We start from the raw sequence: 3,638 nt of genomic DNA on the forward strand, positions 1-3,638 counted from the left end.
GCGTGTAGAAACGGATCAGATATCGATATTGCAATAAAAGTTGATAATTTGACGTTTAGCGATTTGGCAAGGCTTAAAAGAAGGATTGATGATCTTATGTTGCCTTATGAAGTTGATATTGTGGACTATAATTCCATTGAGAATTGTGACCTTAAGGATCATATTGATCGTGTCGGTAAGAAGTTTTTTTAAATTATAAAAGGTTTCAAATATACCCAATAAAAAAAATCATCCAATCACCTCTCCATGGCTGAAGAGGTGATTGGATGATCACAACAAAAAAGGGTATACTCTTTTAATTTAATATGAAGGATGCCGTTTAGAGGAACATAATTCATTTGTACTTTAAAACATCTTCCAGCGGTATATTCAATATTTCAGCTATCTCTTCCGGTGAGCTGCCCTTCTTTTGCATGAAAGCAATGGATTTTTTTGTCAACTCTATTGCCGCTTCTTTCTCTTTTTGACGTGCTTCTTTTTCATTTTTATAAGCGTTTGTGATAAAGAGATAATCCTGTTTTAACTTTTTAGACAGTTCTCTCTCTGTGCTTTGAACCCGTAGAAACTCTTCATGAAGTCGATACTGCTCCCGAAGTCTGTCATCTTTGGTAAAGGTTTTAAGCATTTTATATACCTCCTGTATTGCTGTATTATGATTGAGAACACTGTCAAGCGGGGCATCATTATCCTGGATATTACCAATAAAATAACTCCACTCTTCCAGTTCGGTCTCTGGCATTGCATTTGTTCTCTTTTTCAAACATCTCAAAAATTTGTCTAATTCAATGTAATACAGGTGCCAGTGATTTGCCAGGGGCCTAAAGGATCTGGTGTTGAGCATGGTAAAATGATTGTACCAGAATTCTGATTCACTCTCATCATCAAACAGGGTGTAGATTGTCATAGTATTACCCCACAAAAATCCAGAGCTATTTTACCTCTATGGAAACCAAAAAAAGAGCCCGGTGCATACCGGGCTCTAAAGAGTAGACACCAGTCTACCGCCCTGAGCTATCCCTTGACATCGGGGTCCCCCCTCGTATGTCTCCGTTTCACTCAGAAATTTGTATCTGGTCACAGCTGAAAAACAATTCAGCTCCGACCGTTTTCTCCTGTCGATAATAGGCTTCATTTAGAAGAAGCGTGCATATATTCATAATTCGTCGCCTATTGCCTCTACAATGGGCAACGATCTGATGCAGAGTCTCCTGATCAAAAAGATCTTCCGGAGCGTCTGCATTTTCAAGTCTGAACTCGATGAATTCGACACTGTCATCGTGATTCAAGGGTTTCATTTCAAAAAGCCCTGTCAGACGGCTTCTCACAGATGCCATGGATTGTAGTCTCAGCCTTTGTGGAAGTTTTTCATCTCCCACCAGGATGAGGCTTGCGGCAATTTTCTCTTCATGGGGATTGACCAGAAGGGAGCAAATATCCATCAAGGACTCTTTTTCCATGAGATGGGCATCGTCAATGATAAACACCGGGAAAGGAGATAGCCTGTCAGGGGAATTGTTCCCTATCTGTTTTTGCAGTTTGATGATGAGGGGGACATTTCTTCCACTTGTGTCCACACCAAACAGGTCGGCGATGGCTTTTAGCATGCCGTTTCTCAAAAGCCCCCCATAATGGATAAATGCCGGCTTGTATGAATTGGGATCAAGGTTTGAAAGAAGATGCCGGATCAACGTCGTTTTTCCGGCACCGGATGTGCCGAAGAGAGCAAAATTTTTGCCGTTGGCCAGAAGCATCTCCGAAGAATTCAGCAGGAATTGATCCCATTGGGACGCATAGGGCGTTTTTATGGGATATGTATCCGCAAATGGGTGCCGTTTCCATCTGAAAAACTCTGCCGGTGAGGTACCATGTTTTCGTGCCATAAAAAACTCCTTTTTTGGAGTGCCCTGAATCCGCTGATATGACATGAAGAGTCCATCAGCAGACCCGGGCGGCTACCCTTTATTTATCTGTTGGGATGATCAAATCGCCGGGCGTTGTCCGACCTGTCTACCGGTCTGGCTTTGCGCATCTCATCACCATAATATATGGTGGGGTCTCCCCAGGGCATGAAATAGATGGTCACCCGTGAATTAGGCTGTTCTCCGGGAACCTCGTACTTCTTCTTTTTGTACTGAATCGTTCCGTCCGAATAGACCCGGCATCTTCGTTCCATCCTGAACAGCGATTCAATATCACAAAGCGGGGGCAATTCCCGGCAATGATTCTCAAACACCGTTCTCATTTTAAGAGGTGAGACCTCCAGAGTGGAGTGGATTCGTTCATGGTATTGGGGCAGCCATTGTTTTTTTCTTTAAAAATGGATAGAATATTTGATGTGTAATAAGAACCATAAAAAAGGTAAGAGCATTTATTTTGGAAAGAAGAGCCATGACATTACACAGCAGGGTCAACAGATATAAAATATTCTTTTTGCTTCTATTTTGTGTTTCAAATGACAGTGTCTGGAAAATCAGGGCAGATAACATAAAAAGCTTACAAGAAGATCTTTTCTACCCTTGACCCAGCATACTGGCTCAACATTGCCAGGAAGTACTCCATAAGTTATGGATACAAGTAAAGCCAACCTCAGACTATTGGTATTTAGAAATAGAACCAGAAAAAGCAAAGCAACATTAAAACTGTTTATAATTACATTACCAAGATGATAACCCATTGGATTTTTAAATCCAAAAAGATAGCTGTTAATTGCCCATGTTATATCTCTTAATATTAACGGCTCTTCTCTGGGAAAATAATTATACAAAATTTCTTTCAGACTTGAAGTAAATGATTCTTCATTGTAAAGATTAGGGTGTGCAAGAAGGACGGTTCTGTCATCATAATCCACAAAATCGAATGTAATTGTTTTTGAATATAATAGAAATATTCCAATACATAACATTAATGAAATCATGACAGCTTTTTGAGAATTTGATTTAAATAAATATAACATTCTCATTTTTTTACCTTTTTGAAGGATATTGCAGCACTTAATATGCCAAGAGTTACAAGCGGGTTTTCATTATCCTGGATATCGGTATATTCAATATTTCAGCTATCTCCTCCGGTGAGCTGCCCTTCTTTTGCATGAAAGCAATGGATTTGTTTGTCAATTCTATAGCTGCTTCTTTTTCTTTTAGTGCGGTCTCTTTTTCTTTTAGTGTGGTCTCTTTTTCTTTTAGTGCGGTCTCTTTTTCTTTTAGTGCAGTCTCTTTTTCTTTTAGTGCGGCTTTTCTTTCCTCTTTTTCCTTTTTATAGGCATTTGTTGTAAAGAGATAATCCTGTTTTAACTTTTTAGACAGTTCTCTCTCTGTGCTTTGAACCCGTAGAAACTCTTCATGAAGTCGATACTGCTCCCGAAGCCTGTCATCTTTGGTAAAGGTTTTAAGCATTTTATATACCTCCTGTATTGCTGTATTATGATTGAGAACACTGTCAAGCGGGGCGTCATTATCCTGGATATTACCAATAAAATAACTCCACTCTTCCAATTCGGTCTCTGGTATTGCGTTTGTTTTCTTATTCAAACAGCTCAAAAATTTGTCTAATTCAATATAATACAGGTGCCAGTGATTTGCCAGGGGCTTAAAGGATCTGGTGTTGAGAATGGTTATTATGCAATACCGCAAAACTCACTA

5 protein-coding genes and 1 pseudogene are annotated in these 3,638 nt (G+C 39.6%); 1 reads left to right on the forward strand and 5 read right to left on the reverse strand.

Annotation, left to right across the window (positions count from 1 at the left end; translation table 11 throughout):
* Nucleotides 1–192 (forward strand): annotated as a pseudogene (locus MTBBW1_RS28310) (nucleotidyltransferase domain-containing protein); the annotation flags it as partial.
* Between the two features lie 142 nt (nt 193–334).
* Here the strand turns inward: MTBBW1_RS28310 and MTBBW1_RS10850 are convergent.
* The 5 genes from MTBBW1_RS10850 to MTBBW1_RS10875 all read right to left on the reverse strand — a co-directional run bounded on the left by MTBBW1_RS10850 (nt 335) and on the right by MTBBW1_RS10875 (nt 3,527).
* Nucleotides 335–904 carry a PD-(D/E)XK nuclease family transposase gene (locus MTBBW1_RS10850; protein WP_080803245.1) on the reverse strand — a complete coding sequence of 190 codons (570 nt, stop codon included), beginning with the start codon at nt 902–904 and terminating at the stop codon, nt 335–337.
* A 148-nt stretch (nt 905–1,052) separates the two neighbouring features.
* Nucleotides 1,053–1,880: an ExeA family protein gene (locus MTBBW1_RS10855; RefSeq protein ID WP_186441209.1), complete on the reverse strand. Its 828-nt coding sequence runs from the start codon at nt 1,878–1,880 to the stop codon at nt 1,053–1,055.
* Nucleotides 1,881–1,963: 83 nt separating this feature from the next.
* The gene (locus MTBBW1_RS10860) at nt 1,964–2,209 is read right to left on the reverse strand and encodes a hypothetical protein (protein WP_222424039.1); all 246 of its coding nucleotides are present in this window, start codon (nt 2,207–2,209) and stop codon (nt 1,964–1,966) included.
* Nucleotides 2,210–2,470: 261 nt separating this feature from the next.
* Nucleotides 2,471–2,959 carry a hypothetical protein gene (locus tag MTBBW1_RS10870; RefSeq protein WP_080803258.1) on the reverse strand — a complete coding sequence of 163 codons (489 nt, stop codon included), beginning with the start codon at nt 2,957–2,959 and terminating at the stop codon, nt 2,471–2,473.
* Between the two features lie 46 nt (nt 2,960–3,005).
* Complete coding sequence (locus tag MTBBW1_RS10875; RefSeq protein WP_139786734.1) at nt 3,006–3,527, reverse strand: hypothetical protein; 522 nt, start codon at nt 3,525–3,527, stop codon at nt 3,006–3,008.
* Between the last annotated feature and the right edge of the window lie 111 nt (nt 3,528–3,638).

This window comes from Desulfamplus magnetovallimortis (genome assembly GCF_900170035.1).
Lineage (GTDB): Bacteria > Desulfobacterota > Desulfobacteria > Desulfobacterales > Desulfobacteraceae > Desulfamplus > Desulfamplus magnetovallimortis.